The sequence below is a fragment of the Pseudomonas sp. Sample_20 genome, assembly GCF_004307585.1.
In the GTDB taxonomy this organism is placed as follows: domain Bacteria; phylum Pseudomonadota; class Gammaproteobacteria; order Pseudomonadales; family Pseudomonadaceae; genus Aquipseudomonas; species Aquipseudomonas atacamensis.
This window is the reverse complement of sequence record NZ_RCOA01000108.1, coordinates 111689-137300: the sequence shown is the minus strand read 5'-3', so window position 1 is coordinate 137300 and position 25612 is coordinate 111689. Positions and strand designations below refer to the sequence as shown.

General features: G+C 60.4%; 28 protein-coding genes and 1 pseudogene. 14 read left to right on the top strand and 15 right to left on the bottom strand.

Annotated elements, in window-relative coordinates:
* Positions 1-411: an SRPBCC family protein gene (locus tag D8U70_RS22085; protein ID WP_130899254.1), complete on the top strand. Its 411-nt coding sequence runs from the start codon at positions 1-3 to the stop codon at positions 409-411.
* A gap of 131 nt (positions 412-542) precedes the next feature.
* Here D8U70_RS22085 and D8U70_RS22080 read toward each other — a convergent pair whose 3' ends face one another.
* Positions 543-1937 carry a HAMP domain-containing sensor histidine kinase gene (locus D8U70_RS22080; RefSeq protein WP_071171796.1) on the bottom strand — a complete coding sequence of 465 codons (1395 nt, stop codon included), beginning with the start codon at positions 1935-1937 and terminating at the stop codon, positions 543-545.
* Positions 1915-2598, bottom strand: coding sequence for a response regulator transcription factor (locus tag D8U70_RS22075; RefSeq protein WP_016775228.1), 684 nt, complete (start codon positions 2596-2598; stop codon positions 1915-1917). Before D8U70_RS22075 ends, D8U70_RS22080 begins: the two co-directional genes overlap by 23 nt.
* Before the next feature lie 308 nt (positions 2599-2906).
* Between D8U70_RS22075 and D8U70_RS22070 the strand changes: the two genes are divergently transcribed.
* On the top strand, positions 2907-3836 hold the full coding sequence (locus D8U70_RS22070; RefSeq protein ID WP_016775227.1) for a hypothetical protein: 930 nt from the start codon (positions 2907-2909) through the stop codon (positions 3834-3836).
* Between the two features lie 179 nt (positions 3837-4015).
* Here D8U70_RS22070 and D8U70_RS22065 read toward each other — a convergent pair.
* Together D8U70_RS22065 and D8U70_RS22060 are read right to left on the bottom strand one after the other, a co-directional pair.
* Positions 4016-4374, bottom strand: a pseudogene (locus tag D8U70_RS22065) (DUF6124 family protein).
* A 13-nt stretch (positions 4375-4387) separates the two neighbouring features.
* On the bottom strand, positions 4388-4753 hold the full coding sequence (locus D8U70_RS22060) for a hypothetical protein (RefSeq protein WP_130929717.1): 366 nt from the start codon (positions 4751-4753) through the stop codon (positions 4388-4390).
* A 490-nt stretch (positions 4754-5243) separates the two neighbouring features.
* Here D8U70_RS22060 and D8U70_RS22055 point away from each other — a divergent pair, with 490 nt between their 5' ends.
* The 4 genes from D8U70_RS22055 to hcnC all read left to right on the top strand — a co-directional run bounded on the left by D8U70_RS22055 (position 5244) and on the right by hcnC (position 8994).
* Positions 5244-5783 (top strand): hypothetical protein, encoded by a 540-nt coding sequence (locus tag D8U70_RS22055; protein ID WP_130929716.1) that lies wholly within the window; start codon positions 5244-5246, stop codon positions 5781-5783.
* Positions 5784-6021: 238 nt separating this feature from the next.
* Positions 6022-6336 (top strand): (2Fe-2S)-binding protein, encoded by a 315-nt coding sequence (locus D8U70_RS22050; RefSeq protein ID WP_016775225.1) that lies wholly within the window; start codon positions 6022-6024, stop codon positions 6334-6336.
* The gene (hcnB, locus tag D8U70_RS22045) at positions 6333-7742 is read left to right on the top strand and encodes a cyanide-forming glycine dehydrogenase subunit HcnB (RefSeq protein WP_130929715.1); all 1410 of its coding nucleotides are present in this window, start codon (positions 6333-6335) and stop codon (positions 7740-7742) included. Before D8U70_RS22050 ends, hcnB begins: the two co-directional genes overlap by 4 nt.
* The gene (gene hcnC, locus D8U70_RS22040; protein ID WP_130929714.1) at positions 7735-8994 is read left to right on the top strand and encodes a cyanide-forming glycine dehydrogenase subunit HcnC; all 1260 of its coding nucleotides are present in this window, start codon (positions 7735-7737) and stop codon (positions 8992-8994) included. Before hcnB ends, hcnC begins: the two co-directional genes overlap by 8 nt.
* 121 nt (positions 8995-9115) lie before the next feature.
* On the opposite strand, the gene D8U70_RS22035 is transcribed toward hcnC, so the two are convergent.
* Positions 9116-10924 (bottom strand): monovalent cation:proton antiporter-2 (CPA2) family protein, encoded by a 1809-nt coding sequence (locus D8U70_RS22035; RefSeq protein ID WP_125918665.1) that lies wholly within the window; start codon positions 10922-10924, stop codon positions 9116-9118.
* A gap of 249 nt (positions 10925-11173) precedes the next feature.
* On the opposite strand from D8U70_RS22035, the gene D8U70_RS22025 reads away from it, so the two are divergent.
* Positions 11174-12088 (top strand): LysR family transcriptional regulator, encoded by a 915-nt coding sequence (locus D8U70_RS22025; RefSeq protein WP_016775221.1) that lies wholly within the window; start codon positions 11174-11176, stop codon positions 12086-12088.
* Here the strand turns inward: D8U70_RS22025 and D8U70_RS22020 are convergent.
* Together D8U70_RS22020 and D8U70_RS22015 are read right to left on the bottom strand one after the other, a co-directional pair.
* Positions 12078-12848, bottom strand: a complete 771-nt coding sequence (locus D8U70_RS22020) for a substrate-binding domain-containing protein (protein WP_122612173.1) — start codon at positions 12846-12848, stop codon at positions 12078-12080. The genes D8U70_RS22025 and D8U70_RS22020 overlap by 11 nt on opposite strands.
* A 12-nt stretch (positions 12849-12860) precedes the next feature.
* On the bottom strand, positions 12861-14153 hold the full coding sequence (locus D8U70_RS22015) for an MFS transporter (protein WP_016775219.1): 1293 nt from the start codon (positions 14151-14153) through the stop codon (positions 12861-12863).
* A 484-nt stretch (positions 14154-14637) separates the two neighbouring features.
* On the opposite strand from D8U70_RS22015, the gene D8U70_RS22005 reads away from it, so the two are divergent.
* Together D8U70_RS22005 and D8U70_RS27805 are read left to right on the top strand one after the other, a co-directional pair.
* Positions 14638-14946 (top strand): RcnB family protein, encoded by a 309-nt coding sequence (locus D8U70_RS22005; RefSeq protein WP_122703833.1) that lies wholly within the window; start codon positions 14638-14640, stop codon positions 14944-14946.
* A gap of 87 nt (positions 14947-15033) precedes the next feature.
* Positions 15034-15546, top strand: coding sequence for a hypothetical protein (locus D8U70_RS27805; protein WP_163032914.1), 513 nt, complete (start codon positions 15034-15036; stop codon positions 15544-15546).
* A 1-nt stretch (position 15547) separates the two neighbouring features.
* Here D8U70_RS27805 and D8U70_RS21995 read toward each other — a convergent pair whose 3' ends face one another.
* Positions 15548-15859 carry a protealysin inhibitor emfourin gene (locus D8U70_RS21995; protein WP_041477010.1) on the bottom strand — a complete coding sequence of 104 codons (312 nt, stop codon included), beginning with the start codon at positions 15857-15859 and terminating at the stop codon, positions 15548-15550.
* Between the two features lie 14 nt (positions 15860-15873).
* Complete coding sequence (locus tag D8U70_RS21990) at positions 15874-16920, bottom strand: M4 family metallopeptidase (protein WP_016775215.1); 1047 nt, start codon at positions 16918-16920, stop codon at positions 15874-15876.
* A 131-nt stretch (positions 16921-17051) separates the two neighbouring features.
* Here D8U70_RS21990 and D8U70_RS21985 point away from each other — a divergent pair, with 131 nt between their 5' ends.
* Complete coding sequence (locus tag D8U70_RS21985) at positions 17052-17390, top strand: FKBP-type peptidyl-prolyl cis-trans isomerase (protein ID WP_041477007.1); 339 nt, start codon at positions 17052-17054, stop codon at positions 17388-17390.
* Between the two features lie 58 nt (positions 17391-17448).
* Here the strand turns inward: D8U70_RS21985 and D8U70_RS21980 are convergent, their stop codons facing one another.
* From D8U70_RS21980 to ftrA, 4 genes are all read right to left on the bottom strand, one after another.
* Entirely contained in the window at positions 17449-17784 is a 336-nt protein-coding gene (locus tag D8U70_RS21980; protein WP_073471255.1) for a hypothetical protein, read from the bottom strand.
* A gap of 8 nt (positions 17785-17792) precedes the next feature.
* Complete coding sequence (locus D8U70_RS21975; RefSeq protein ID WP_073471254.1) at positions 17793-18032, bottom strand: pyocin S6 family toxin immunity protein; 240 nt, start codon at positions 18030-18032, stop codon at positions 17793-17795.
* Positions 18033-18046: 14 nt separating this feature from the next.
* Positions 18047-19267, bottom strand: a complete 1221-nt coding sequence (locus tag D8U70_RS21970; protein WP_122703837.1) for a colicin E3/pyocin S6 family cytotoxin — start codon at positions 19265-19267, stop codon at positions 18047-18049.
* Between the two features lie 129 nt (positions 19268-19396).
* Positions 19397-20371, bottom strand: a complete 975-nt coding sequence (ftrA, locus tag D8U70_RS21965; protein WP_130929711.1) for a transcriptional regulator FtrA — start codon at positions 20369-20371, stop codon at positions 19397-19399.
* Between the two features lie 101 nt (positions 20372-20472).
* On the opposite strand from ftrA, the gene D8U70_RS21960 reads away from it, so the two are divergent.
* From D8U70_RS21960 to D8U70_RS21940, 4 genes are all read left to right on the top strand, one after another.
* On the top strand, positions 20473-20901 hold the full coding sequence (locus tag D8U70_RS21960) for a rhodanese-like domain-containing protein (protein WP_122508034.1): 429 nt from the start codon (positions 20473-20475) through the stop codon (positions 20899-20901).
* Between the two features lie 304 nt (positions 20902-21205).
* Positions 21206-21985, top strand: a complete 780-nt coding sequence (locus D8U70_RS21955) for an ABC transporter substrate-binding protein (RefSeq protein ID WP_071172858.1) — start codon at positions 21206-21208, stop codon at positions 21983-21985.
* A 200-nt stretch (positions 21986-22185) separates the two neighbouring features.
* Positions 22186-23298: a succinylglutamate desuccinylase/aspartoacylase family protein gene (locus D8U70_RS21950; protein ID WP_130929710.1), complete on the top strand. Its 1113-nt coding sequence runs from the start codon at positions 22186-22188 to the stop codon at positions 23296-23298.
* A gap of 182 nt (positions 23299-23480) precedes the next feature.
* Entirely contained in the window at positions 23481-24197 is a 717-nt protein-coding gene (locus D8U70_RS21940) for a dienelactone hydrolase family protein (RefSeq protein WP_122508032.1), read from the top strand.
* Here the strand turns inward: D8U70_RS21940 and D8U70_RS21935 are convergent.
* Together D8U70_RS21935 and D8U70_RS21930 are read right to left on the bottom strand one after the other, a co-directional pair.
* On the bottom strand, positions 24187-24744 hold the full coding sequence (locus tag D8U70_RS21935) for a hypothetical protein (protein WP_122508031.1): 558 nt from the start codon (positions 24742-24744) through the stop codon (positions 24187-24189). The genes D8U70_RS21940 and D8U70_RS21935 overlap by 11 nt on opposite strands.
* An 85-nt stretch (positions 24745-24829) precedes the next feature.
* Positions 24830-25603: a hypothetical protein gene (locus D8U70_RS21930; RefSeq protein WP_122508030.1), complete on the bottom strand. Its 774-nt coding sequence runs from the start codon at positions 25601-25603 to the stop codon at positions 24830-24832.
* Positions 25604-25612 lie beyond the last annotated feature (9 nt).

Genomic DNA, 25612 nt, shown 5'->3' with positions numbered 1-25612 from the left:
ATGCCAACTGCATCCGCAACCATCGACATCCCGGCCTCGGCCGATCAGGTCTGGCAATTGATCGGCGGCTTCAACACGCTGCCGGACTGGCTGCCGTTGATCACCAACAGCGAACTGAGCGAAGGCGGGCGAGTGCGCACCCTGCAAACCGCTGACGGCGGCGTGGTCGTCGAACGTCTGCAGACCTTCGATAACGCCGCAAAAACCTATAGCTATTCGATTGAACAGGCACCGTTCCCGGCCAGCGATTATCTCGCGACGATCAAGGTTGAAGCCCAAGGGCAGGGCGCTCGGGTGACGTGGTCGGGGCGATTTAATGCGGTCGGCGTGAGCGATGAAGAAGTGGTGGCGTTGTTCAACGGCATCTATCAGGGCGGGCTCGAGGCCTTGCGGGCGAATTACCCGACCTGAGACGCAGATCGTTCCCACGCTCTGCGTGGGAATGCAGCCCGGGACGCTCTGCGTCCCATTTCGAAAGCCGGAACGCGGAGCGTCCCTTGAGGCATTCCCACGCGGAGCGTGGGAACGATCGGCGCGAGACGTCAGGCCTGGCTGATCAAACTCTGCCGACAATCCAGCACCAGTTTCGCCCCGCCCAGATCGCTGCTGCCGACTTCAAGACTGAAGCCGTGCAGGCTGACAATCGCCGCGACAATCGACAGTCCCAGACCAAAACCGCTTTGCGGCTGGCCACCCTCGGTGCGGTAAAACCGCTGGAACACCGCCTCACGTTCCGCCTCGGGAATCCCCGGGCCTGAATCGTGCACCTCGATCCGCGTCTGGCCACCTGCATTGACCCCACGCAACATCACCGTGCCGCCGGGCGGGGTGAATTTGATCGAGTTGCTCAGCAGGTTCGCCAGCGCTTCGAACAGCAACGCGCGGTCGCCATTGAGCGGCGGCAGCGTCTCCGGCATGTTCAGTTGAAAGCGCAGATCGCCTTCCTCGGCCAGCGGCAGATAGAACTCGTGCAACTCCTCCAGCAAACGCACCGGATCAAGTTCGACGAAACCTGAACGGCGCTGGCGATCCTCCAGCTCGGAAATCCGCAACAAACCGCGAAAGCGCGCCATCAGCGTGTCCGCCTCAGCCAGCACCAGATCCAGTTGCGCCGCTTCTTGCGAACCTTCACCCGCCTGTTGCTGCATGCGATACAACTGCGCGCGCAAACGGGTCAGCGGCGTGCGCAAATCGTGGGCGATGTTGTCGCAGACGCCCTTGACCTCGTTCATCAAGCGCTCGATGCGCTCGAGCATGGCGTTGACGATGGCGGCGAGCATGTCCAGTTCATCGCGGCGATTGGACAGCGGCAAGCGGTGCGTCAGGTCGCCGGCAACGATGGCCTGCGCGCTGTTCTGGATTGCGCGGATGCGCTGCAACGGTCGACGCCGCAGCAGATGCCAACCGGCGACCCCGGGAATAATCGTCAACGACACGCCCCAGAACAACGCGTGCAAAATGATCCGCGTCACCGCAAACAGCGAGCCATTGTCACGCAGCAGCACCAGCCAGCGCCCGTCGCGAGTCTGGGTGGCCACAGCATCGCAGCTGTCGTTCGGCAGGGTCGGGTCATCGGAATCGGCGCACTCGGCGAGCATATGGATCTTGCCGTCGAGCGGCAGTCCTTCGGGAATTTGCTGAAGTGCGCCGCCCAGGTAAACGCCGTCAGCGCTGAACAGACCATAGGCGTCGATACCACGAATATCGAAGGTCATGCTGGCGGCGAGGGCGTCTTCGAGTTGCTCGCCGCGAAAGTGCGAAAACAGATGCTGACGTTGCATCAACGAATGTTTGGCCAGTTTGTCGAGGTAGCCGGATACCTCGTAATACATGACCCCCATGAGGATCGCGCTCCACGCCACGAACAGCGAGCTGTACAGCGCCAGCAAGCGGCTGCTGGAGGAGCGCCAGCCGTCAGACGGGTTCGGCAATGACATAGCCGGAGCCCCGTACCGTGCGGATCAGCGGAACGTTGCCGGCTGCGTCGATCTTCTTGCGCAGACGGCCGATGTGCACGTCGATCAGGTTGGTGCCCGGGTCGAAGTGATAGCCCCAGACCTCTTCGAAAATCATCATCCGCGAGAGAATCTGGCCGCTGTTGCGCATCAGAAACTCAAGCAGTTTGTATTCGGTCGGCAGCAGCGTCAGCACCTGGCCGGCGCGGCGGGCTTCATGGCTGATCAGGTCGAGCTCGAGGTCGGCGACGTTCAATGTCGTGGCCTGGGTGGCGACACTGTTCTGTCGGCGCAGCAACACTTCGACCCGCGCGGCCATTTCATCGGTGGCGAACGGTTTGGTCAGGTAGTCATCGCCACCGGCGCGCAAACCGCGCACGCGCTCATCGACATCGGAGAGGGCGCTGATCATCAGAATCGGCGTCGCCACGCCCATGGTGCGCAGGGTGGTGACGATGGCCAGACCATCCAGCTCGGGCAGCATGCGGTCGAGGGTGATCAGGTCGTAGTTGCCGCTCACGGCGCGGTCGAGGCCTTCGCGGCCATTGTCGACCCAGTCGACATCCAGCCCGTGGCTGCTCAGTTCGGCAACGATTTCCCGCGCGGTCACGGCGTCGTCTTCGATGGTCAAGATACGAGTCATAGGCAGGCCTGCTGATCGGTTCAAACGGAATGGCAGCATTTTGCCAAGAATTTACCGTGACGCTTTAAATTAACTTTCATCTTCGTCGCGACGGTGAATCGGAACTGATCGGATTTGCCAGTCAGTCATCAATGCAGAAAACCCGCAGGCTCTGACCATTTATTGCAAATTGCACGGATCAGCGAAGTTCAAACTTTCTAACCTATTGAAAATAAAGAGTTTATTTAGTTTCTGTAACTGGCACGGTCACTGCAATTCCTCACCTGACGAGTTGTAACACCATTTTTCATGCCTGGAGCAGTACAACAATGAATAGATCCCCTGATGGCTATTATCCTGCCGTGGAAGAGTCGAGCAGCGTCTCAGGCGTGTCCTGGGGCGCGATCTTTGCCGGTGCTGCGGCGGCCGCTGCGCTGTCGATGATTCTCGTGCTGCTCGGTTTCGGTCTGGGCTTTTCGGCGGTTTCACCGTGGGCCGGAGAGGGCGTGAGCGCCAAGGGCCTGGGCATTTCGACGATTGTCTGGCTGGCTGTGACGCAGATCATTGCTTCCGGCATGGGCGGCTACATTGCCGGTCGTCTGCGGGTGAAATGGGCGAACATGCACGGTGACGAAGTCTACTTCCGCGACACCGCCCACGGCTTCCTCGCCTGGTGCGTCGCCACGCTGGTCACCGCTGTGCTGGTGGTCGGTTCGGTCAGCAGCGTCGTCAGCGGCGGTGTGCAGGCTGGGGCTAACGTCGTCGGCGGTGCTGCCGGTGCCATGAGCCAGGCCGCCGGTTCTGCCGCAGCCAATACTGACAGCGATCAGTACGGCTACTTCGTCGACAGCCTGTTCCGTGACGACCGTCCGGCTGCCGTCAGCGATGACGCCGCACGCGGCACCGTGACCCGCATCTTCGCCCAGAGCTTGGCCAACGGTCAGCTCAGCGCCGAAGACCGCACCTACCTCGCACAACTGGTGTCGCAACGTACCAACCTGAGCCAGGCCGATGCTGAACGTCGCGTTGACGAGATCTACGCCAACACCCAGAAAGCCATCGCTGACGCGAAACTGAAAGCCCAGCAAGCTGCCGACACCGCCGCGAAAGTCGCTGCCTACACCTCGCTGTGGATGTTCGTCGCGCTGCTGGCCGGTGCGTTCTTCGCCAGCCTGGCAGCCACCTTCGGCGGTCGTCGTCGCGATGCAGTCGAGTACGTTGAAGTCGACACCTACACCACAACCACTCCGGTCCGTTAAAAAGGAGAGTCACCATGCGCTCATTACTGCTGTTTTTCCTCGGCGTACCGATCCCGATCATCATCCTGATCGCCCTGTTCGTGCACTGATCCCTCTGAGGCAGGATGCCTCTGCCGCTTTCATCTTCGGGTGAAAGCGGCTTTTTTGCGTTTGGGAACTGCAAACGCAAGCTTGGTGAATTACTCGGTCGGCACGACATTATCCAGCGCTTTGTTCACGGCCAGTTCTCCCAACATCACCACTTGCGCAATGCCCACAGGGTATTGCGCCGTGAGCCTTCGAGCATCCCGGCAAAGTCACCGAGCATCACCGTGGCGGACGCCAGGGATTCGCACGCGTTGACCAGCAAGGATTCGGTGTCGGATTGCGGGTTGACCATGAACAGAGTATTGGGGCTGTACGGCGTGGCGTTGATCCTGGCCGGCGGAGTGGAAGGTGTGTGTGACATCAGCTGAAACTCCAATGAGAGCCGCTTGGTGTGAGAGAGAACGCCACGGGGTGACGTGCACGCTGGCAGTGAGGGAGCACGCCCCCTCATACCTCGGTTGCGGCTAGTTCGACACGCGTCGGCTGTCGAGCACGCGATTGACGACCAGCTCACTCAGCATGATCACCTGCTGCAACATCAGCAGCGAACGGCGCTGTGCAGGCTCGATGACGTTGCTTATTTCGCGGGCCATGTCGTTCGCCGCAGCCAGCGATTCACAGGCTTCGAGGAGCAAGGTTTCCTCGTCCACCGTTGGGTCGACGAGAAAGATCCGGCCCGGTTGACGAGTGGGAATCGTAGTCTTCACGGTTTGCGGATCGAGATAAAAGTTGATGGCGCGAGCGGCGGCGTCTTTTATGCGCTGAGGCTCCAGAGCGGGGTCGTACGGGATCGAATCGGCTTCTGGCGGGTTTGGCGTTACTTTGAACATGGATGACTCTCTATCTTGAAGGAATGAAGAGCCGTCACTATCGCTACCAAACGAAGGGTGGCGGCCACGCGCAGGTTGGTAGACCGGTCAAGATAGTTAACCCCGGCGCTCACGAATGAGCCCCACGCATGGTCACCATGAAGAGCTGACCCTCAAAGGAGGGGCCGCTTAAAGGGACGCGATACAACTATCAAGAAACGGGCTACCAAACCCGATCACTGTTTTGCAGTGACAGGGAAACGATATAGCCCTACCGATAGCCGTGTAAGCCGGCGGATTCTGATGCACCCGTAGGCAGCGACGCAAGGCGTTGTAGGTCCGATGCCGTAACAGCGCGTGTGATTTAAACATGATCGAAAAATTTCGTTTATCCACCGCGCAAGGGCCGGCATGCCTGAGCCTTTTGCTTTCGGCAACTCAACAAAGCGACAATCGGTTCCCGAAGTGCCCTAGCTTCACTCCCCCGATTTTTAAATTAAGGAAGAACACGTTGGACAAGAAGGAAACCAAACGCCAGGTCAGCGAAATGCTCGATGGGGGGCGCTCGAAAACCGAGACTTTCAAGGCATTCTCCGGTGGTGCGCTGAAAGACAAGGCGCTGGCGTACCTGATCGGCTCACGCCCCGATCCTAATCTGACTGAACGACACGCCGGCAAGATCAAGATCCTTATCGGACTGACTTACGTTCAGGCGCTGATCGGTCTGGTGGGCGGCTATCTCCTCGGGCTGACCATCAGCAGCGGTTTCGCCATCGGACTTGGTTTGTTCGCCGGTGGCGTGCCTTTGCTTTTTGCCTGGGGTTTTTATCGCAACGCGGCCCATGCCTATACGGTGTACGTGATGCTCTCGATCAGCCAGATGCCGCGCATGTTCAAGGAATATGCGGATGACCCGATCGGTACGGTGGTCGGCGTGGCGATCACGCTGGCGATGATCTTCTACGTCGCTTGGCTGAAAAACCTGCTGTTCCCGGACCTTGCGTTGATCGGCGCAAAGAAGATCAAAGGCCAGTACGTCTTCTCCAACTAAACGTTTCCATCCCGCCATTTTCACTGGCCTGGATCAATATTTCGCCTGGCGATATCGCCTACCGTAAATGATCCAGGCCTTTGCTGAGGTATGAGCTACAGTGCTTGTCGCGCACCTCGTTGCGCTGACGAAGTATCCGCGTCGACGTTGAAAACACAGCAAGAAAAGCGTCGACGAGGCGTAGTGCAGCAAGGAGCTGACACAACCTCAACTGAATCTTCACGGACGAACACCGTAAATGAACTGCCTAGAAAGAACCTTCGATATCCAGCCCTTGGTGCAGGCGGACATGACCGTGCACATCAACGGCCAAGCGGTCAGCGCCGCCATTGGCGAAACCGTTCTCAGCGTCATTCAGTCCCTCGGCGTGCGCCAGATCGCACGCAATGACCACGATCAGATCAGCGGCGCCTATTGCGGCATGGGCGTGTGCCAGTGCTGTCTGGTGAAAATCAACGGTCGGCACAAGCGCCGCGCCTGCCAGACGGTGGTGCGCGACGGCATGCAGATCGAAACCCGAGTCAACCGCGTCGTCGCGCAGGAGGTCGTATGAGCCTGCAACCGTTGATCGTCGGCGGCGGGCCGGCGGGGATGGCGGCGGCCATCGAACTGGCGCGCCACGGCGTGCGCTGCACCTTGCTCGAAGAGGCTTCGCGCCTCGGCGGCGTGGTCTATCGCGGGCCGCTGCGTGATGGCGTGCAGCTGGATTATCTCGGGCCGCGTTATTCCGAAGCACTGGACAAACTGCACGGTGAATTTCAGCAGCAGTCAGGGCTGATCGACGTACGCCTCAGCCATCGCGTGGTCGGCGCTGAAGGCACTCGCGCTCTGGTGGTGCTCGATGGCGATGAACAGCTGCACGAGATGGCTTACTCGCAACTGCTGCTGGCCGCCGGTTGCCATGAACGCAGCGTACCGTTTCCCGGCTGGACGTTGCCGGGAGTGATCCTGCTCGGCGGTCTGCAGTTGCAGATCAAGAGTGGCGTGGTCAAGCCGCAAGGGCCGGTGATCATCGCCGGCACCGGGCCGTTGCTGCCGCTGGTTGCGACCCAGTTGCATGCCTCTGGCGTGCGCGTCGCCGGCGTCTACGAGGCTTGTGCGTTCGGCAAGATCGCCCGCGAGAGTCTGGCGCTGCTGAACAAGCCGCAGCTATTCCTCGACGGCTTGAGCATGCTCGCTTACCTCAAGTTGCACGGCATCCCGATGAACTACGGCTGGGGCGTGGTCGAAGCCCACGGCGACGGCGAGTTGAAAAGCGTCAGCGTCGCGCCGTATTCGTCGGCGTGGGAGGCGGATCTGTCGCGGGTCGAGCGTTTCGAAGCGCAGACGCTGGCGGTCGGTTACGGTTTTATTCCGCGCACGCAATTGAGCCAGCAGATGGGCCTTGATCACGGCTTCAGCGACGATGGCTACCTGCGTGCCAACGCCAATGTCTGGCAGCAAAGCAGCGTGGCGCATGTGCATCTGGCCGGCGACATGGGCGGGATCCGCGGCGGCGAAGCGGCGATGCTCGCCGGCAAGATCGCCGCCACTTCGATCCTCCTGCAGCGCGGTGTGCTCGACGCCGAGCTCGCCCGGGTGCGCCGTGATCGCTACGCAAGCAAACTCAGAGCCATCGTGCGCTTTCGTGCGGCGGTAGATCGCTACACTGAGCGCGGCGTCGGTCAGATCGCTTTGCCCACAGCCGACACGGTGATTTGCCGCTGCGAACATGCGACCCGCGCCGACATCGATCTGGCCCTGGAGCAGGGTGTGCAAGATATCGCCAGCCTGAAAATGCGCACCCGCGTGAGCATGGGCGATTGTCAGGGGCGGATGTGCGTCGGCTATTGCAGCGATCGCCTGCGCCAGGTCACCGGACGTCAGGATGTCGGTTGGCTGCGCCCACGCTTCCCGATTGATCCGGTACCGTTTTCCGCGTTCCAGTCTCTCGGCACGGAGGGCGCTTGCCATGAGTAAGTTCTACGACGTGGTCATTGCCGGTGGCGGCGTGATCGGCGCCTCCTGCGCCTACCAATTGTCCAAGCGCAAAGATCTCAAGGTGGCACTGATCGACGCCAAGCGCCCCGGCAACGCAACCCGTGCTTCGGCGGGTGGTTTATGGGCGATCGGTGAGTCGGTCGGCCTCGGCTGCGGGGTGATTTTCTTTCGCATGATGTCGGCCAACCGCAAGCGCGAAACCCAGGGCGCCGCAGTCGCGGTGGACGCCAGTACGCCGCATATTCTGCCGCAGTCGTTTTTCGATTTTGCCTTGCAATCCAACGCGCTCTATCCGGCGTTACACCGCGAGCTGAAAGACAATCACGGCATGGATTGCAAGTTCGAGAAGACCGGGCTGAAATTCGTGATCTATGACGACGAAGACCGGCTCTACGCCGAGCACATCGTCGGCTGCATTCCGCATCTGGCCGATCAGGTGCGCTGGCTCGATCAAGCGGCGTTGCGCGCGGCCGAACCGAGCGTCAGCCATGAGGCGCGTGGGGCGCTGGAGTTTCTCTGCGACCATCAGGTCAGCCCGTTCCGCCTCGCGGATGCCTACATGGAAGGCGCGCGGCAGAACGGCGTCGATATCTTCGTCAACACCAACGTCACCGGCGTGCTGCATCACGGCACTCGCGTGACCGGCGTGCAGACGGCGGAGGCGGGGGTGTTCCACTGCAAGACGCTGATCAACGCCGCCGGTGCCTGGGCGGCGGATCTGAGCGAGTGGGCGACGGGTATCCGCATTCCGGTGAAACCGGTGAAAGGGCAGATCCTGCTGACCGAGCGCATGCCGAAAATCCTCAACGGCTGCCTGACTACCAGCGATTGCTACGTGGCGCAAAAGGACAACGGCGAAATCCTTATCGGCAGCACCACCGAAGACAAAGGCTTCGACGTCACCACCACCTACCCGGAAATCGCCGGGCTGGTGCAGGGCGCGGTGCGCTGTCTGCCGGAGCTTGTGGACGTCAATCTGAAGCGCACCTGGGCGGGGCTGCGTCCGGGCTCGCCGGATGAGTTGCCGATCCTCGGGCCGATGCGTGGGGTCGAGGGTTATCTGAATGCTTGCGGGCACTTCCGCACCGGGATTCTGACGTCGGCGATTACCGGGGTGTTGCTGGATAAATTGGTGAATGACGAACCGCTGCCGCTGGATATCACGCCGTTTCTGGCGGATCGGTTTGCAGTCGCGCCGGTCGAGCCCGCCCCCGCGCTGGAACGGGCCTGACCCAATCCCCTGTGGGAGCGAGCCTGCTCGCGAATGCAATCTGTCAGTGAAGTATTGGGTGACTGACACGACGCTTTCGCGAGCAGGCTCGCTCCCACAGTTGGATCTGCGCAAGGCACGATCAGGATTTGCGCGCTTCCTCTTCGAGCTGATCCGATTCAAACAATTTGGCCAGTTCCGCCCGGGCTTCCTGGGCGGTCTGCAGGACTTTGGCGGCGTCGTCGTAGACGGCGTGTTGCGCCTCCAGCACCTGTTCGTCGTGATGCTTGAAACGCTTGATCCGCGCATCGGCCTGGGCTTGGGTCAGACCGAGGCCGACCAGCGTGCGCCGGCTCATTTCCAGGCTCGAATAATAGGTCTCACGAATCGCTTCCGCGCCGACATCCACCAGGCGATGCACGTGCTGACGGTTACGCGCGCGGGCGATGATTTTCATGTGCGGATAGTGCTTGTGCACCACTTCGGCAGTCTTGATGTTGGTCTCCGGATCGTCCGTGGCAATGACGAAATATTCCGCCTCGCCAACCTTCGCCGCGTGAAGGATTTCCGGGCGCATCGGGTCGCCGTAGAACACCGGTACGCCGCCGAAGCTGCGTGACAGTTCGATGGTTTCCACCGAGGTGTCCAGTGCGACGAACTTGATGTTCTGCGCGCGCAGGATCCGCGCCACGATCTGGCCCATCCGGCCCATGCCGGCAATCACCACGCGCGGCGCTTCGGTGTCGATTTCGCGGAATTTCTCCGGCACTTCCACCGGCTGCACTTTCGGGCTGACCAGACGCGCGCAGATCAACAGCAGCAGCGGCGTCAGCGCCATCGACAGGGTAATGGTCAGCACCAGCAGGTCGTACAGACGCGGCTCGAACAGGCCCTGATCGCGACCGATCTTGAACACCACGAAGGCAAACTCACCGCCGGCAGCGAGGACGATGCCGAGGCGGATTGCGCTGATCTTGTTCAATCCTCCTGCCAAGCGCCCAACCACGAACAGCAGCGGCAATTTCAGACCGATCAGCAACAAGGTCAGGCCTAATACGGTGATCGGCGCGCTCAACAACAGGCTGAGATTGGCACCCATGCCGACACTGATGAAAAACAGCCCGAGCAGCAGGCCCTTGAACGGTTCGATCTGCGCTTCCAGCTCGTGGCGATATTCCGAGTCCGCCAGCAGTAGACCGGCGAGAAACGCGCCCAGCGCCATCGACACACCGACCAGATCCATTAGCCACGCGGTGCCGATCACCACCAGCAACGCGGTGGCGGTGGACACTTCCGGCAGCCCGGTTTTCGCCACCACGCGAAATACCGGACGCAGCAGATACCGCCCGCCGATCACCACCACGGCAATGCCGCCGAGCACCTGCAAGCTGTGACGAATATCGTCGGCGGTGCTGGTGTGGTGATCGACGCCGGCGAGCATCGGCACCAAGGCAATCAGCGGAATCGCGGCGATGTCCTGGAACAGCAGAATCGCAAACGCGAGACGCCCGTGGGGGCTGGTCAGTTCCTTGCGTTCGGCAAGGCTTTGCAGGCCGAACGCCGTGGAGGAGAGCGCCAGACCGAGGCCCAGCACAATGGCGCTGTTCAGCGGCTGGCCGAACACCGACAGTGCCAGCACGCCGATCACCGATGCGGTCAACAGCACCTGCGCCAGACCGACGCCGAACACCGATTTGCGCATCACCCACAAGCGGCGCGGCGACAGCTCCAGGCCGATGATGAACAGCAGCAACACCACGCCCAGCTCGGAAATATGCGCAACGCTTTGCGGGTTGCCGATCAAACCCAGCACCGACGGGCCGATGATTACCCCGGCAAACAGATAACCGAGCACCGCGCCCAGTTGCAGACGTTTGGCCAAAGGCACGGTGAGCACGGCCGCGAACAGAAACACGACAGCGGCTTGCAACAGATTGCCTTCATGGGGCATGGAACGACTCCTGACTACGGGTACGGCGAGGGTGACAAGGATAAGGGTTACGCGGTCTCCAGACCATTCGAGATCCAATGTGGGAGCGAGCCTGCTCGCGAATGCGCTGGGTCAGCCAACTATGCATTGACTGATGCCCCGCGTTCGCGAGCAGGCTCGCTCCCACGAGGGCAGCTTCCATCAGGCCTGTAATAATTTGCATCAACTGGTTACATTTATAACCCCTGCGCATCAATTTCCGGAAACGCCATGGCCATCAACTTCGACCTCAACGACCTGCAAGCCTTTCGTGCGGTGGTCGAGCAGGGCAGTTTTCGCAAGGCTGCCGACACCGTGCGCCTGTCACAACCGGCGCTGAGCCGGCGCATCGAAAAGCTCGAAGATGCCCTTGGCGTGAAACTGTTCGAGCGCACCACGCGCAAGGTCAGCCTGACCCAGGCCGGGCGCGGCTTCATGCCCAGCGTCGAGCGCTTGCTCGATGATCTCGACATTGCCTTGCTCGGCATCAGCGAAGTCGCCTCGACGCGCTTGGGCCATGTCACCGTCGCCTGCGTGCCCTCGGCGGCCTACTACTTCATGCCCCGCGTGGTCGCGCGCTATCACCAGCAGTTTCCGCGGATCAAGGTCAAAGTCCTCGATTCCAGCGCTCACGATGTGTTGAGTGCGGTGGTCAATGGCGAGGCGGATTTCGGTCTGAGTTTTCTCGGCACGCAGGATGCCAAAGTCGAGTTCGAACCGCTTGTGCAGGAGTGCTACGTTGTCGCCTGTCGTCGCGATCATCCGCTGGCCGGGCGCAGCAGCGTCAGCTGGGACGAGTTCTATCAACAGGATTACATCGCGCTGGACAAGACTTCGGGCAATCGCTTTCTGCTCGATCAGGCCTTGGGCGGGGTAGTTCCGCAGCGTCAGAGCATCTGCGAGACGCGGCATGTGACGACGATGATCGGTCTGGTAGAGGCGGGTCTGGGCGTGGCAGCGGTGCCGTTGATGGCGATGCCCGGGCCGGATCATCCGATCCTGACGCGGGTGCCGCTGATTGAGCCGCAAGTGATGCGCAGTGTCGGCATCATCAAGCGCCGGGATCGCACGTTGACCCCGGCGGCACTGGAACTGGAGCGGCTGGTCGTGGAAATGCGCGTCCAGCCGCCAACGATCAACGCTTGACCGAATCCAGCCCGGTGGCCTGCACGTCAGCCTGAGCGGCCGGTGCAGCGAGGTAGGCGAGCAGGGCTTTGGCCTCTTCCGGATGCTCGGCCTTGACCGGAATGCCAGCGGCGAAACGCGTCACCGACTGCACCGATTCCGGAATCTTCGCGACGAAGCTCACGCCCGGCACCGGCAGCAACTCGCTGACCTGCTGGAAGCCCAGCTGATAGTCGCCAGTGGCAACCACCGAGCCGACCGGTATCCTGGCGATCATCTTGGCTTTCGGTTTCAACTGATCTTCGATGCCGAGCTTCTTGAACAGCTGCTGCTCGATGTACACGCCGCTGGCGCTGTCGGAGTAGGCCACCGACTGCGCATCAAGCAGGGTTTTCTTCAGGCCGTCGACGCTGCTGATGTCCGGTTTCGCCGCGCCTTCACGCACCACCATGCCGATTCGCGAATCCGCCAGTTCAACGCGGGAGGCCGGGTCGACCTTGCCTTGTTTGATCAGCTCATCGAGGGCGTAACCGACCATGATCACCACGTCGGCGTGCTCACCGCGTGCCAGACGATTGGGAATGGCTTCCGGCGCCTTGCCCATCGACGGGCCGAGACTGGTGGTGAGCGTGTTGCCCGTTGCGGCGGCGAACTTCGGCCCGAGGATCTTGTAGGCGGCAGTGAAACCACCGGAGGTCATCACGCTGAGTTCTTCGGCCTGGGCCGCGAAGTTGAACGCGAGACCGGCGAGCAGGGCGGTGACAGTAAAGAGTTTTTTCATGGCGAGTATTCCTCAGGCCGCGACAGGTTGCAGACGACCACCGGCACGGCGGTACAAGTAAAGAGTGGCGCACAGGGCGCATAGGGCACCGATGCTCATCCAGTAGCCTGGCGCGGCTTTGTCGCCGGTGTACTGGATCAGAAAGGTCGACATCGCCGGGGTGAAACCGCCAAAGATCGCCGTGGCCAGGCTGTAAGCCAGGGAGAAACCGGCGACGCGCACTTCCACCGGCATGATTTCGGTCAGCGCCGGAATCATCGCGCCGTTGTACAAGCCGTAGATGAACGACAACCACAGCAGCGACAGCAGCATGTTGGTGAAGCTCGGCGCCTGCACCAGGAACGACAGCGCTGGATAAGTCGTGGCCAGCGCCAGCAGGGCCATGCCTATGAGCACTGGGCGACGACCGATACGGTCGGACAACGCACCACCAATCGGCAGCCAGAAGAAGTTCGACACACCCACCAGCAGCGTCACCAGCAGCGCGTCGGAAGTGCTCAGGTGCAGCACGGTTTTACCGAAGGTCGGCGCGTACACGGTGATCAGGTAGAACGCGGTAGTGGTCAGCGCGACCATCAACATCCCGCCGAGCACCACGCCCCAGTTCTGGCCAAGGGTGCGGAACACTTCGCGCATGCTCGGGCGATGTTTACGCGCGGCGAACTCTTCGGTTTCCGCCAGATTGCGGCGCAGGAAGAAGATGAACGGGACGATCATGCAGCCGACGAAAAACGGAATGCGCCAGCCCCAGGCGGCTACGGCTTGCGGTTCCATCCACTGGTTCAGACCGTAGCCCAGCGCGGCAGCAACGATGATCGCCACTTGCTGACTGGCCGACTGCCAAGCAGTGAAAAAGCCCTTGCGACCCGGCGTGGCGATCTCGGACAGATACACCGAAACACCACCGAGTTCCGCGCCGGCCGAGAAGCCTTGCAGCAGTCGCCCAATCAGTACCAGCGCCGGGGCGAACAGGCCTATGGTTTCGTATCCGGGCACCAGCACAATCAATATCGTGCCGCTGGCCATGATCGACAGGGTGACGATCAGACCTTTGCGCCGGCCGACATCATCGATGTACGCGCCGAGCACGATGGCGCCGAGCGGACGCATCAGGAAGCCTGCGCCGAATACTGCGAACGTCATCATCAGGGAGGCGAACTCGCTGCTCGCCGGGAAAAACACCGCCGCGATCTGCGTGGCGTAGAAGCCGAACAGAAAGAAGTCGAACTGTTCGAGGAAGTTGCCCGAGGTCACCCGGAAGATGGCACCGGCCCGCGAGCCGTTGGTAGGAATTGAGGCTGTCATTGAAAAGTACTCCACCGCTTTTATGACGTGCGCTACGGAGAAGCGGCGCACGGTTTTTATTGAGGTGGATGGTGGCGCAGATGTAACAATCTGTTAATTGCATTGTTGGCATGGATTGATGCGTGGGGCGGATCAATGGTTTCGGGTTTGGCGCATTTGTGGGAGCGAGCCTGCTCGCGAAGGCTTTCCGTCAGATGGCAACGATGGCGGATGTGCCGGCGTATTCGCGAGCGGGCTCGCTCCCACAGGGGATTGGTGGTGATCAAAGAATCAGCGTTCGCCAAGACTTGTGGGAGTGGAGCTCAGGTCAAAAACTGTGGTGTAACATCAACCCTTTGGGAGCTGCGGTGCGACGATTCGAGTTGCCAGCGATGGCGGTCTGATGTCCAAGGCCTCTTACGGCCACCTCCAGCAAAAAACAAGGAATGTTTCCCGCGCCGCGCAGTCGGAGTTCAGGTACTACCTATCCGAAAGAGGTTCACCGATGAACAGCAAAACCCTAATCGCCAGCCTGGCCCTTGTTGCGGGCATTGCCGGAATCACACCCATTGTTCAAGCGGCGCAAACCTCCAGCGAACCCGCCGTGCAATCGCCGACCAGCGACCGCCAGCTGAAGGTCAACGACCGCGCACCGGAAATGTACCAGCGCGACGACAAGGCTTTGAAGAACTGGAAAGCCAAAGGTCTGAAAGCACCGATCGAGCAGGCGCAGTGGGTGCAGATCAACGACAAGTACGTGATGGTGATGATCACCAACGGTACGATTGTCGAGATGCAACCCGTCGAGCGATAGATCAGGTTTACAATTGGCCACGGATGGCTGATTGCATTCGAACGCCGTTCCAGTAAAACAGCGGATGTCTGGATGAGGAACAAGGGATTGGACAAGAAACCGCTCTATCGCAAAGTGAACACTCGTACGTGGGGTGTTCGTCGCCACGAATCAGTTGCGCATTATCGCGATCAGCGCAACAGCAAAGCTGCAAGCCGTGACGAAGGCATGCGAAGTTCGATGCACGCAGGCAAACAATACGGGCGAGATTACACGCCGTTGTTTCGCTTCCTGCTGTCTCGGGTTGGCGGTTCTTGGGATGCCATTTTCAGCGAAGCTGTGGCCCGACTGGATCAATCAGCGCCGGTTTTCTGGATGGTTGCCATCCATGAGAAGGATCGCGAAGAAGTCGTGCGACTGGGTGAGTCCAGTTATTTCAACGGGCTGTATGTCGACGAGAAAAATCTCCTGCAAATGGTCAATCCGAAGCTGCAGGCGCAGGACATGACGCCGCGCTGCGAGTGCTGTACGCACACATTCAACGGTGTCGTATTCGGCCAAGCCGCAGGCTTTGGCCCACGCACATCGTCAGTTGTCGACGCAGAAGAGCCGGCAGCATGAATCAGAGCAGCTCCCCCTTGTCCCAAAGCTGCACCAGCTCCCCAGGCGCACGATCCTCTGGCACCTTCAACACCATTTCCCCTGACGGGTAGCGCACTTCAATCTGGTAGAAGCGCTGATCCCCACGGCCCGATTCGCTGCTATCGAGTGGCAGGCAACCCTCAAGCACCGAGCAGATCCTTGAACGCTGACTGATATCGCACTGGGCAAATTCGATTTCCCGTGGGCGGCTCAGGCTGTGAATCGCTGCAACGCCACCCTGGCGAGATACGCGCAAAACGGAATCTTTATCCAGCTCGGGTAGCGTTTTCATACGGTCTCCTCGGATTATTCGATACCGACCTGTGCCCAGGCTTGCTGCACTGCGTCGGCTGCTTCGGCGCCGAAGCGCTCGCCGGCGTGGTTGATCGTCAGTTTTGCGAACGCGTCGAACGTTGCGTCCTGTTTCAAACGGTCGTCGCACAGTGTGTCGTACCAGATGCGTCCGGCTTTTTCCCAGGCGAAGCCGCCAAACGCTCGGGCTGCCAGGTAAAACGCGCGGTTGGGAATGCCGGAGTTGATGTGTACGCCGCCATTGTCTTCGCTGGTGATGACGAACTTGCGCATGTGATCCGGTTGCGGATCCTTGCCCAGCATCGGGTCATCGTATGCCGTGCCGGGGTGCGACATCGAGCGCAGGCCCTTGCCTTGGATCTGTGGCATCAGCAGGTCGGCCCCGATCAACCAGTCTGCCTGCTCGGCGGTCTCGCCGAGGGTGTACTGCTTGGTCAACACGCCGAACACGTCTGACAGCGACTCGTTCAACGCGCCGGACTGGTTGGCATAAATCAGCCCAGCTTCGCTTTCGGTGACGCCGTGGGCCAGTTCATGGCCGATGACGTCGAGCGAGCGGGTGAAGCGCTGGAAGATCTCGCCATCGCCGTCACCGAAAACCATCTGCGCGCCATTCCAGAACGCGTTTTCGTAGGCTTGCCCGTAATGCACGCTGCCGATCAGCGCGAATCCCTGATTGTCGATCGAGTCGCGACCGAGCACTTTCCAGAAGAAATCATAGCTGGCGCCCAGCGCATCGTACGCCTCATCGACCGCCGGATCCCCGGACGCCGGCTGGCCCTCGAGACGCACCGGCATGCCCGGCAAGAGCATTTTGTTCTGCGCATCATGCACGCTGCGCCGTGCCAGACCAGGCTTGCTCGCCTCCGGCAGAATCGCCCGCGCCGGCGGCTGCGAAGGACGGCCGGGGTTGGGCAGCAGGCTGCGCACATGATTGAGCGTCTGCATCGCGGCGTTGCGCTGCGGCTCGGAACCGTGGGCAATGATGCGGTTGAGAATGTAGGGTGGGATGAAACTGCGCAGCAATCGAGAGTCGGTCATCTAAGCATCCTTGTCGTCATACGATGTCGATACACATGTGAGCGGCAAGGCGTGTTTTCGGTTCCATGGATTGCCATCGACGCCGGATTCTGCGAAAAACGCCGCCTGCGAACATCTCAAGAGCCAACGACATGACAGACGAACTGCAAATCATCGACCTGCAACCGGGCGACGGCAAAGCCGCGGTGAAAGGCGCGCTGATCACCACCCAATACACCGGCTGGCTGGAAGACGGCACTGAATTCGATTCGTCCTGGAGCCGGGGCAAACCGTTTCAGTGCGTGATCGGCACTGGCCGGGTGATCAAAGGCTGGGATCAGGGCCTGATGGGCATGCAGGTCGGCGGCAAACGCAAATTGCTGGTACCGGCGCATCTGGGATACGGCGAACGGACCATGGGCAAGATCCCGCCGAATTCGAATCTGGTGTTTGAGATTGAGTTGCTGGAGGTTTTGACGCGGGAGGATTGAGGTCTGACGTGCGTCTGAATGAAGCAACCCTCATCCAGACGCTTGCAACTTCGGATGCTCAGGTGAACATCTCTATATCGTCAATCGTGTCCTCAATGACGCCCTGCAACGAGGGCATCCGACGCCTTACGTTTTCGAGCGCCGGCAAAACGGTTTCGGTATCCAGTCTTCCATGTCGACGAGCGATATGGCCCAGGGCGGTGATGGCAGAGGCAGCGATCGCTTCGGTTTCGCTGGAGAGATATTGGAGGCAGAAAGACTGGGCCCACATTGGGTCTTCCTCGCTCATACCGATGGATACTAATCCTGCTGCCATATTTTCGGCGACACCACTTGCAATAAGTCTCATCGCCACGTCGCGGGAAATAGATGAATCTTGATAGATGAGGCTCATCGTCGACGCTAGCCCCTGACGCCGATGAATAAGTCCAGCTCCTTCGGCAATTGCTCTCCAAGTATTTCGCTGATTCGTTGAGTTTGGTCCGCAGTCAGCAGCCATTCTCCGTCGGGACTTAGACTGAGTTCTGGCCAGCCCATTACGGCCAATATCGGACGCTCAGATTTCGAGTGGACCGACAGCTCGAATTTCAGCGTATCGTCCTCGCTTTCGTCTGGTAAAAAACCACTAATCCATAAATACATATTTTTATTCCTCTTCACTTTGGAGTCCATCGCTCGGGATCGGCAGGATCGATTTGCTCGCCCGTTTCGTGATTAAACTCACCTAGATGTTTGCCTTGCTTGTTATAGAGTTCTATAGCCCCTGTTTTGCTATCCCATTCGTAGATTCGACCTTTCTTGTCTTTCCATCTGCTGCGCTTACCGCCACCACCTTGAACACTGCTTTTGGATTTGACGGGATAGGTATCCGGGAATGCTGGGAGAGTTACGGGAGGCCGGTGATATTTGATGTCACCGCCAAGAGTAGGTCTTGAAAGCACAACGTATAGAGGCTGTACTCCAGAGTCCGCCGGAAAGACCAGAATAAAGTCCTGGTATTCAGGCGGGTAAACCGGATTGACGATGATTTTGTCCGCCTGCTCGGTCGGCGGGTATATCCAGATGTGTGGAACCTGCGGCGCACCCTCCAACGGCGGAATTGCCGATCCGCGTGATGAGTCTACAGAGGGAGTCCAGAGTAGGGTTGACCCATTCCCAAAATCTGCGACGTGGGAGGCGCCTTGCTTGACGAACTGCACGACTGGAATCATTTCCCAGTCGCTGCGCGTTTGAGTGTTGTATCCGTATCCTTTCAACGTCCCATCGGGCTGCTGTTCCACATGCAATCGAACCCGAGTCCGAGCTGTCTCGAGCGACTGTAGTTGCTCTTCTGTGTAGAGAGCACTATCGGCGAGACTCGATGGCCACAGCAGCGCAACCAACCCAAGCAACCCGCCTGCGACGACACCGCCGGTGGCCAGGCTTGTGGTACTTGCGGCGGCAGTGCTGGTGCTCAGACTGCCAGAGCTGCCGAGAGCAAAAGCTCCGATCGACGCTTGCAAACTGGTCGCGCCAATTGTCTTGAGTGCGATATTCCCGGCCGAGTCGCGTTCATGCCCCGCTAGCAAGGACAGCGTTCCATAATCCGAAATTTTCCCAACCGGTATAAATCCAGATGGATTGGCATCATTGATGACGCCGTTCGGCAGCTTGCAACTTTTCACGAAAACACAGCCGCTTATATTTTGCTGTTCATGTATGACCTGGTGGCCAAGTCGATCTTCGTGGGCCTGCTGCCGAGCCAGAATGTCTTCATAAGCGCCTTGTGCGGCCTCGCGCGCAGCAAGTTCGCTGGCAGTCATGTAGCGGCTGGTGATGTGGTGTCCGTCTCCCTCTGGCGGGTTCTGGACCCGGGGGATGTCTTTCTTGCGAGCCATGAGCGTCCTTGTCCGCTGTTTAAAAACGAAGCGGACGCTAAAGCAACGAAGGAGTGATGGATGTAGGACGCGTCTGAAAGTGTTGCAGTTGTTACAACTGCAAAAAGATCAAATCCATGACCAGACAGGTCAACAAATCGCCTTACCCGACCGCCCAAACCGCTCCCGATAAACCGACGGCGGTACGCCCACCACGCTGCGAAACGCCACACGAAAACTCTCCACCGAGCGATAGCCGCAGCGTTGGGCGATCTGCTCGGTGTGTTGATGGGTGCTCTCGAGCAGCTCCCGCGCTCGCGCCAGGCGTTCATGTTGCAGCCAGGCCTTGGGCGTTTGCCCGCTGGCTTCGGTGAAACGCCGTAGAAAGGTGCGCTCGCTCATCGCCGCTTCACTGGCCAGATCGCGGACTTCCAGTGGTTCGTGCAGGCGTTCGCGGGCCCATTGCATGACGCGCGACAGGTCGCTGCGGGGTGTCGGGCTGACCGGGGTGGGGATGAATTGGGCCTGGCCGCCGGTGCGTTGTGGCGACATGACCAGGCGCCGCGCGACGGCGTTGGCGACCTGCGTGCCGAAGTCGCGGGTTACCAGGTGCAGGCAGGCGTCGATGCCGGCGGCGCTGCCGGCGGAGGTGATCAGCTGACCGGCGTCGACGTAGAGCACGTCCGGATCGACCTCGATTGCCGGGAAGCGTTGCGCCAGTTCACCGGTGTAGCGCCAGTGCGTGGTGGCGCGGTGGCCGTCGAGCAGGCCGCTGGCGGCGAGGACGAACACGCCCGAGCAGATCGACAGCAAACGCGCGCCTCGGTCATGGGCCTGACGCAACGCGTCGATCAGCGCAGGCGGTACCGGGGCGTTGCGGTCGCGCCAGCCCGGAATGACGATGGTGCGCGCTGCGGCGAGCAGTTCCAGGCCGCCATCGGCCAGCACCTGAATCCCGCCCATGGCGCGCATCGGGCCTTTATCGACCGCGGCAATCACGTGTTCGTACCAAGGGAAGTCGAACTCTGGCCGGGCCAGGCCGAAGATCTCGACGGCAATGCCGAACTCGAATGTGCAGAGGCCATCGTAGGCCAGAATGGCAACCAGATTGGGCTGAGTGGGCATTTGGCGGAAATCTCCCGGTCGGTGTCTTGCGCGCCACTGTAGCGGCAAGCGCCGTCTCGATAAAGTCTGTTCATCCCCCACAGACAAAGGAGCAACACAGCATGACCAGCCTGGTTCGCGAAATTCCCGCCGCCCCTTCGGCGATTGCCCTGATGCATTTCAGCAATCGTCTGACCTTCGAAACCGATTGTTCCGACGTGTTCAGTAGCCACGAGGCCGGGGAGGTCGATTTTGTTCTGGTGGATGTGCGCGGCCCATTGGCGTTCGAGCGCGGCCATGTGCCCGGCGCGATCAATATCCCGACCCGCTTGCTCACGGCGGAGCGCTTGGCCGATTACCCGAAACACACTTTGTTCGTGGTCTATTGCGCCGGGCCGCATTGCAACGGCGCGAACAAGGCGGCGGTGAAGCTGGCTGCATTGGGCTATCCGGTCAAGGAGATGATCGGCGGTGTCACCGGATGGCTCGATGAGGGTTTCGAATTGAACCCGGTTTCAGCAGCCAACACCGCGATCAGCTGCGCCTGCTGACGCTTCGATCTCGCCGCCATGGGCTCTCCGCATCTCGTGTCGGGACATAGAGAGTCCCAAACAAAAAAACGCATATTTATGACCTGAAAAGGGCAGTGTCCTACAGCCTTCGCACCACCACGGCGCACGCGTTGACCCTCGTCAATGCGTGCGCCGATGTTCTGTAAGTAATTGTCGCTTAAAGACAATTGCCTCCGTGCGCGCCGCCATAGACTGCCGGCCACGTCGGTTTTTGCCGTTAGAAAGCCATGACCGAACGCTGACTCGAAAGCTGCCAATAAAAGCCTCCGCACGGGAGTAATAAATGAAAAAGCTAGTGATGTTCGGTGCCCTGGCACTGTCGATGTTGTCCCTGACCGCCGTGGCCGAAGACGCCAAGCCGATCCGCATCGGTATCGAAGCCGGGTACCCGCCATTCTCGATGAAAACCCCTGACGGCAAACTCACTGGTTTTGACGTGGACATCGGTGACGCACTGTGCGCGCAGATGAAGGTTAAATGCACGTGGGTCGAGCAAGAGTTCGATGGCCTGATCCCGGCGCTGAAAGTGAAGAAGATCGACGCGATCCTGTCGTCGATGACCATCACTGACGATCGCAAGAAAAACGTCGATTTCACTATCAAGTACTACCACACCCCGGCACGTTTCGTGATGAAGGAAGGCTCGGGCGTGAAAGACCCGCTGACCGAACTCAAGGGCAAGAAAGTCGGCGTGCTGCGCGCCAGTACTCACGACCGTTACGCGACCGAAGTGCTGGTTCCGGCCGGGATCGAACTGACGCGCTACGGCTCGCAGCAGGAAGCCAACCTCGACATGGTGTCCGGGCGTATCGACGCGATGCTCGCTGACTCGGTCAACCTCAGCGACGGTTTCCTGAAAACCGACGCCGGCAAAGGCTTCGAATTCGTCGGCCCGACCTACGAAGACGCCAAGTACTTCGGCGGCGGCGCTGGCATCGCGGTGCGCAAGGGCGATACCGCACTGGCCGAGCAGTTCAACAAAGCCATCACCGAAATCCGCGCCAATGGCGAGTACAAGAAAGTCCAGGACAAGTACTTCGACTTTGACGTATACGGCCATTAATACGCCGTGAAAAAAAAGTGGCCCCGTTTGCGCGGTGGCCACTTTTTTTATGTTCTTTTATTGATGGGAATTATCTGTGGGAGCGAGCCTGCTCGCGAAAGCGGTCTGACATTCGACATCGTCATCGTCTGACCTGACGCATTCGCGAGCAGGCTCGCTCCCACAAGGATTTGCGTAATCCAGCTAATCAGGAGTTTTTCATGCAACGCATCGACCACGTTCTGCCCTGGAGCCATTTGGGCAGCGAGCGCTCCCTCAGCGTGTTCCGCTACGGCGCCGGCAGCCGCAAGGTGTATATCCAGGCCAGCCTGCACGCCGATGAACTGCCGGGCATGCGTACAGCGTGGGAACTCAAGCTGCGCTTGAACGAACTGGAACGGCAGGGCCGTTTGCAGGGCGTTATCGAGCTGGTGCCGGTGGCGAATCCGATCGGCCTGGATCAGCATCTGCAAGGCAATCACATGGGCCGCTTCGAACTGGGCAGCGGCAAGAATTTCAACCGCGCATTCGTCGAACTCAGCGCCCCGGTCGCAGCGCTGGTTGGCGAGCGTCTGGGCGCGGATGCCGAGGCCAACGTCGCCCTGATCCGCCAGGCCATGGCTCAGGTCTTCGAGGAATTGCCAGCGCCAGCCTCGCAATTGGAAGCCTTGCACCGCTTGTTGCTGCGCCACGCCTGCGACGCCGACATCACCCTTGATCTGCACTGCGACTTCGACGCTGCGATTCACCTCTACGCGCTGCCGCAACACTGGCCGCAATGGCAATCGCTGGCGGCGCGGCTGAAGGCGGGTGTGGCATTGCTCTGCGAGGACTCCGGCGGCAGCTCATTCGATGAATCCTGCTCGACGCCGTGGCTGCGTCTGGCCAAAGCATTCCCGAACGCGGCGATTCCGGCGGCGAATCTGGCGACGACGCTGGAGCTGGGCAGCATGGGCGACACCCGCGTCGATCAGGCTCAGGCCAATTGCGAAGCGATTCTGGGCTTTCTCGCCGAGCAGGGTTTCATCAGCGGCGACTGGCCGGCGGCGCCGAACGAATGTTGTGAAGGTCTGCCGTTCGAAGGCACCGAATACCTGTTCGCCCCGCACCACGGCGTGGTCAGTTTCTTGCGCAATGCCGGCGAGTGGGTAGAGCAGGGCGATGCGCTGTTCGAAGTGGTTGATCCGTTGCAGGATCGCGTGACCATCGTGCGCGCCGGCACCAGCGGGGTGCTGTTTGCGATTGATCGCGGGCGTTATACCGAGCCGGGGATCTGGCAGGCGAAAGTGGCGGGGCGAGTGCCGTTTCGTACCGGCAAGCTGACGAACGACTGACAGGTTGCGGTGAAGGTGCGGGCCTCTTCGCGAGCAGGCTCGCTCCCACAGGGGGAACGCATTTCAACGGTGGGAGCGAGCCTGCTCGCGAAAGGGCCATCAGCCACGCCACAAAATTTGGATCCTCAGCCGAGAATGTTAGGCTCCCCCGCGAACCCGACACTCTGTGAAGGAACGCTGCAATGCTGAAATTGTTCGCCCTGCTGACCCTGCTCGCATCCACCGCCGTCCACGCGCAAACCACCCTGCAATCCGACCTGCCGCTCAAATACCTCGAACAGGTCCATGCCGACGCCGAACCACGTCCGCTGGTGATTTTCCTGCACGGTTACGGCAGTAACGAGGCCGATCTGATCGGCATGAAATTTCAGCTGCCGCCGCAGTACAACTACCTATCGGTGCGGGCACCGATGACGTTGGGTGAAGGACGTTTCCAGTGGTTTCGCAAGAAGGGTGAAGGCGCCTACAACGGCGAAACCGATGATCTGAAGGCCAGCGGCCAGAAGCTGCGCGACTTTATCGCCCAGGCGGCGAAGAAATATCACGCCACGCCGGACAAGGTGTACCTGATCGGCTTCAGCCAGGGCGCGATGATGAGCTACGAAGTGGGCCTGCGCCCGCCGGTGGTCGTGGGCGGGTTTGCCGCGTTGAGCGGGCGCTTGTTGCCGGTGCTCAAAGCCGAACTCAAGCCCGGGCAAGCGCCACTGCCGCTGAGCATTTTTATCGGCCACGGCACCGCTGATGATCCGGTGCCTTACCGTCACGGCACCGAGGCCAACGCGCTATTGCACAAGCTCGATTACCAGCCCGAGTTTCACGCGTATCCGGGCGTTGGCCACAGCATCAGTGCTGCCGAGTTGCGTGACCTGAATGGCTGGTTGCAGCGGCTCAATCCTTGACGATGGCTTTGACCAGGGCATCGTGACCTTTTTTGTCGCTGGCGCGGGAAATCACCTGCACCAACGCCATCTTCGTCCCCGAGCCGGCCAGCAATGTGGTGTTCAGCGTCTGGCCACCGCCCTGGGTGGCGGTGCTGTCAACCTGACGCAGTCCGAGGCCGGTGCCTTTCTGGGTCAGGCTTTTCTCGCTGAGTTTGTTGAAGTCCGGCAGAGCCTTGCGCTGATCGTCGATGAAACTCGACACGCTGCCGTCGAGAAACTCACCGTCGTTGTCCTTGACGTTCTGCCCAGCCGGGATCTGGTTTTCGGCGGCGATGACCACGGTCTTGGTGGTCTGGTTGGTGTACATCGTGCCCTTGGCCCCGCTCGGGCTGGCGGGCAGCGGGTCAGCGACAAAGCCTTTGGGCAGGACGAAGGCGAATTTGCCGTCGAGCAGCGTAACCCTCTCGGTTTTGACCTTTTCCTTGGCGGCGTGTGCGTTGATCGCGGCGAAACCGGCGATGGCCGCCAGCATCAGGACGACGGCTTTTTTGCTCAACAATGACATCTGAAATCTCCGGGAAATGGTCGCGCGAGGCGGGCGATCATCCCACGGAGCGTGCCGGCCGTTCCAGCGCGATTCGTCCGGGCGGTTATTGCGCTTGCGCCTTGGCCAATGGCCGCGCCAGCAGACGCCGGGTCACCCCGAGCATTGCCACCGACACTGCCACGCCTACGACAAAACCGCTGAGGCCCATGCTTGGCAGCGTCAGGGCCGACACCAGGCAGAACGCCGAGAACGAATACATGCCGGTTGCCGTTGCGCGCAATAACGCAGCGGTAAACGCCGGGCCGCGGGTTTGTTGCGAGAATACCGCCATGACGCTGCCAAGCACCGGGAACACCGCGAGCAGGCCGCTCCAGCGTTCGCCGACGGTGCTGGCGAGCATCGTCACCACCAGCGTCAGCGCCGCACCGGCGATCATCCGCCAGATCAGTTTGTCCGACTTCGGTGCTGGCCCGTTCAACACCGGCTGCACTTCGGGGAACAGATAAGGCGAAGCGAGCAGTGCTACCGCTGCCGCAATCATAGAGAACGGCAAGGACGCCGGAATCACCGACAACACCGTCGCCAGCGCGGCCCACACCACCAGTGAAATGGTCAACGCCCACGGCCAGTTCGCCCGCTGCGCCACCTGCGCATAAGTGATGCAGAAAGCGATCATCGCGAACATTGCCGACAGCGCCGCCACCGCCGATTGCGCGGCAAACTGCGGCCCTTGGTCAATCGCCAGAAAGAACAGAATCGGCCCGACCACTACCGGCAATCCTGACAGCCACCCGGCCACGCTCGGCCCCCAACGTTTGCCTGCCAGGGAAATCAGCAGGAGAAAACCGGGAATCAGCAGCAGTTTGAGGATCAGCACGCGGGTGTC